Source organism: Ruegeria sp. C5, from assembly GCF_056537605.1.
Genome location: NZ_JBQFRX010000014.1, coordinates 2,501 through 5,972 on the forward strand (window position 1 = coordinate 2,501; position 3,472 = coordinate 5,972).

Annotated in this window: 1 tRNA gene and 2 rRNA genes; all 3 read left to right on the forward strand. The window is 53.3% G+C overall.

Going from position 1 to position 3,472, the window contains the following annotated elements:
• Positions 1 to 135 precede the first annotated feature (135 nt).
• Positions 136 to 2,967 (forward strand): 23S ribosomal RNA (locus tag ACR0AW_RS21100).
• 190 nt (positions 2,968 to 3,157) lie between these two features.
• Positions 3,158 to 3,272 (forward strand): 5S ribosomal RNA (gene rrf, locus ACR0AW_RS21105).
• Positions 3,273 to 3,395: 123 nt separating this feature from the next.
• A tRNA-Met gene (locus ACR0AW_RS21110) sits at positions 3,396 to 3,472 on the forward strand.

Consider the following 3,472-nt stretch of genomic DNA (forward strand, 5'->3'; position numbering starts at 1 on the left):
GGGCCGACCGACATCGGCAGCATGGGTTCCAGGATAGAAGGCGGGAAAGTATGCTTTTGGTTCAGAAACAGAGGCGGCCTTTAGTTACCAGCTGGGTCTGCCGTGAAGGACGTCTGTCTTTCTCTTTCTGGATCAAATCAAGCGCGAGAAGGGCGTTTGGTGAATGCCTTGGCAGCAAGAGGCGATGAAAGACGTGATACTCTGCGATAAGCCATGGGGAGCTGAGAATAAGCTTTGATCCATGGATCTCTGAATGGGGCAACCCACCTGAAAGCTTCATATTGTTATCTTTGATACTCAATATGGGGTTTAAACAGGTACTTAAGACCTGAATACATAGGGTTTTAAGAGCAAACCCGGGGAACTGAAACATCTAAGTACCCGGAGGAAAGGAAATCAATTGATACTCCCCTAGTAGCGGCGAGCGAACGGGGACCAGCCGAGCCAGATAAGTGACTAGAACACGTTGGGAAGCGTGGCCATAGCGGGTGACAGCCCCGTATAGGAAGCTTTGATGGACGTATTAAGTAGGGCGGAACACGTGAAATTCTGTCTGAAGATCGGAGGACCACCTTCGAAGGCTAAGTACTCCTTGCTGACCGATAGCGAACCAGTACCGTGAGGGAAAGGTGAAAAGCACCCCGACGAGGGGAGTGAAACAGTACCTGAAACCGAACGCCTACAATCAGTCGGAGGATCCTCGAGATCTGACGGCGTACCTTTTGTATAATGGGTCATCGACTTGGTCTCACGAGCAAGCTTAAGCCGTTAGGTGTAGGCGTAGCGAAAGCGAGTCTTAATAGGGCGAATGAGTTCGTGGGATCAGACCCGAAACCGAGTGATCTAGGCATGGCCAGGTTGAAGGTAAGGTAACACTTACTGGAGGACCGAACCCACATCCGTTGAAAAGGATCGGGATGAGCTGTGCCTAGGGGTGAAAGGCCAATCAAACTCGGAGATAGCTGGTTCTCTGCGAAATCTATTTAGGTAGAGCGTCATCCGAATACCCCGGGGGGTAGAGCACTGGATGGGTAATGGGGCCCCACAGGCTTACTGATCCTAACCAAACTCCGAATACCCGGGAGTACTAGATGGCAGACACACTGCGGATGCTAACGTCCGTAGTGGAGAGGGAAACAACCCTGACCTACGACTAAGGCCCCCAATTCATGGCTAAGTGGGAAAGCAGGTGGGACGACCAAAACAACCAGGAGGTTGGCTTAGAAGCAGCCATCCTTTAAAGATAGCGTAACAGCTCACTGGTCTAAATAAGTTGTCCTGCGGCGAAGATGTAACGGGGCTCAAGCCATGAGCCGAAGTCTAGGGATGCGTAAGCATCGGTAGCAGAGCGTAGTGTGACATAGTTCCTATCCTCTTTAGCGATCTTCGGATCGCCTTGGAGGATATTTGGAGCTTTCGATGAAGCCGGGGCGTGAGCCATCCGGTGGAGAGATCACTAGTGAGAATGATGACATGAGTAGCGACAAAGAGTGTGAGAGACACTCTCGCCGAAAGTCCAAGGGTTCCTGCTTAAAGCTAATCTGAGCAGGGTAAGCCGGCCCCTAAGCCGAGGCCGAAAGGCGTAGGCGATGGGAACTAGGTTAATATTCCTAGGCCAGGAGGATGTGACGGATCACAGGTGTAGTTCAATCTTATCGGATTGATTGGGCTGCTGAGTGGTTCCTGGAAATAGCCCTCCATCAGACCGTACCCTAAACCGACACAGGTGGACTGGTAGAGCATACCAAGGCGCTTGAGAGAACGATGTTGAAGGAACTCGGCAAAATACCTCCGTAAGTTCGCGAGAAGGAGGCCCGGTTCCTAGGCAACTAGGGGCTGGGGGCACAAACCAGGGGGTGGCGACTGTTTATTAAAAACACAGGGCTCTGCGAAGTCGCAAGACGACGTATAGGGTCTGACGCCTGCCCGGTGCCTGAAGGTTAAAAGGAGAGGTGAGAGCCTTGAATTGAAGCCCAGGTAAACGGCGGCCGTAACTATAACGGTCCTAAGGTAGCGAAATTCCTTGTCGGGTAAGTTCCGACCTGCACGAATGGCGTAACGACTTCCCCGCTGTCTCCAACATCGACTCAGCGAAATTGAATTGCCTGTCAAGATGCAGGCTTCCCGCGGTTAGACGGAAAGACCCCGTGCACCTTTACTACAGCTTCGCACTGGCATCAGGATTGTGATGTGCAGGATAGGTGGTAGGCTTTGAAGCGGAAACGCAAGTATCCGTGGAGCCTCCCTTGAGATACCACCCTTCGCACTCTTGATGTCTAACCGCGGTCCGTTATCCGGATCCGGGACCCTGCGTGGCGGGTAGTTTGACTGGGGCGGTCGCCTCCTAAAGCGTAACGGAGGCGCGCGAAGGTTGGCTCAGAGCGGTCGGAAATCGCTCGTTGAGTGCAATGGCAGAAGCCAGCCTGACTGCAAGACTGACAAGTCGAGCAGAGTCGAAAGACGGCCATAGTGATCCGGTGGTCCCGAGTGGAAGGGCCATCGCTCAACGGATAAAAGGTACGCCGGGGATAACAGGCTGATACTGCCCAAGAGTCCATATCGACGGCAGTGTTTGGCACCTCGATGTCGGCTCATCTCATCCTGGGGCTGGAGCAGGTCCCAAGGGTACGGCTGTTCGCCGTTTAAAGAGGTACGTGAGCTGGGTTTAGAACGTCGTGAGACAGTTCGGTCCCTATCTGCCGTGGGTGTAGGAGACTTGAGAGGAGTTGCCCCTAGTACGAGAGGACCGGGGTGAACGATCCACTGGTGGACCAGTTGTCGTGCCAACGGCAGTGCTGGGTAGCTATGATCGGACAGGATAACCGCTGAAGGCATCTAAGCGGGAAGCCCCCCTCAAAACAAGGTCTCCCTGAGGGCCGTGGAAGACCACCACGTCAATAGGCCGGAGATGTAAGCGCAGTAATGCGTTCAGTTGACCGGTACTAATCGCCCGATAGGCTTGATTTGATCCAGTAATGGAAAGACAAATCACCAAAAGCATACACTGACCTTGAGTTGGATAACGTCGCAGCGCCAAGCCGCGATGTTGGTTGATTATATAACCGAGTGGCAACGCGCCTTTTGCAAGCAAAAGACGCTGCCTGCCACCTCGTCGCTTTCCTGCAACGCAGGAAAGTCGACATGGGCTTTTCCTCGGTTTGGTGGTCATAGCGCAAGTGAAACACCCGGTCCCATCCCGAACCCGGAAGTTAAGCACTGCCGCGCCAATGGTACTTGGGCTTAAGCCCCGGGAGAGTAGGTCACCGCCAAACCTAGTAAAAGCCCACAGTCTCTCAAACACGATGAAAAGAACACTACCCGGTCTCAAGTAGCCGAATAGGCGCTAGACCAACACAAGACCTCAAGTAGCGTAAGCGATAGGTCACTTAAAGTGTCGCGGGATGGAGCAGCCCGGTAGCTCGTCAGGCTCATAACCTGAAGGTCGCAGGTTCAAATCCTGCTCCCGCAACCA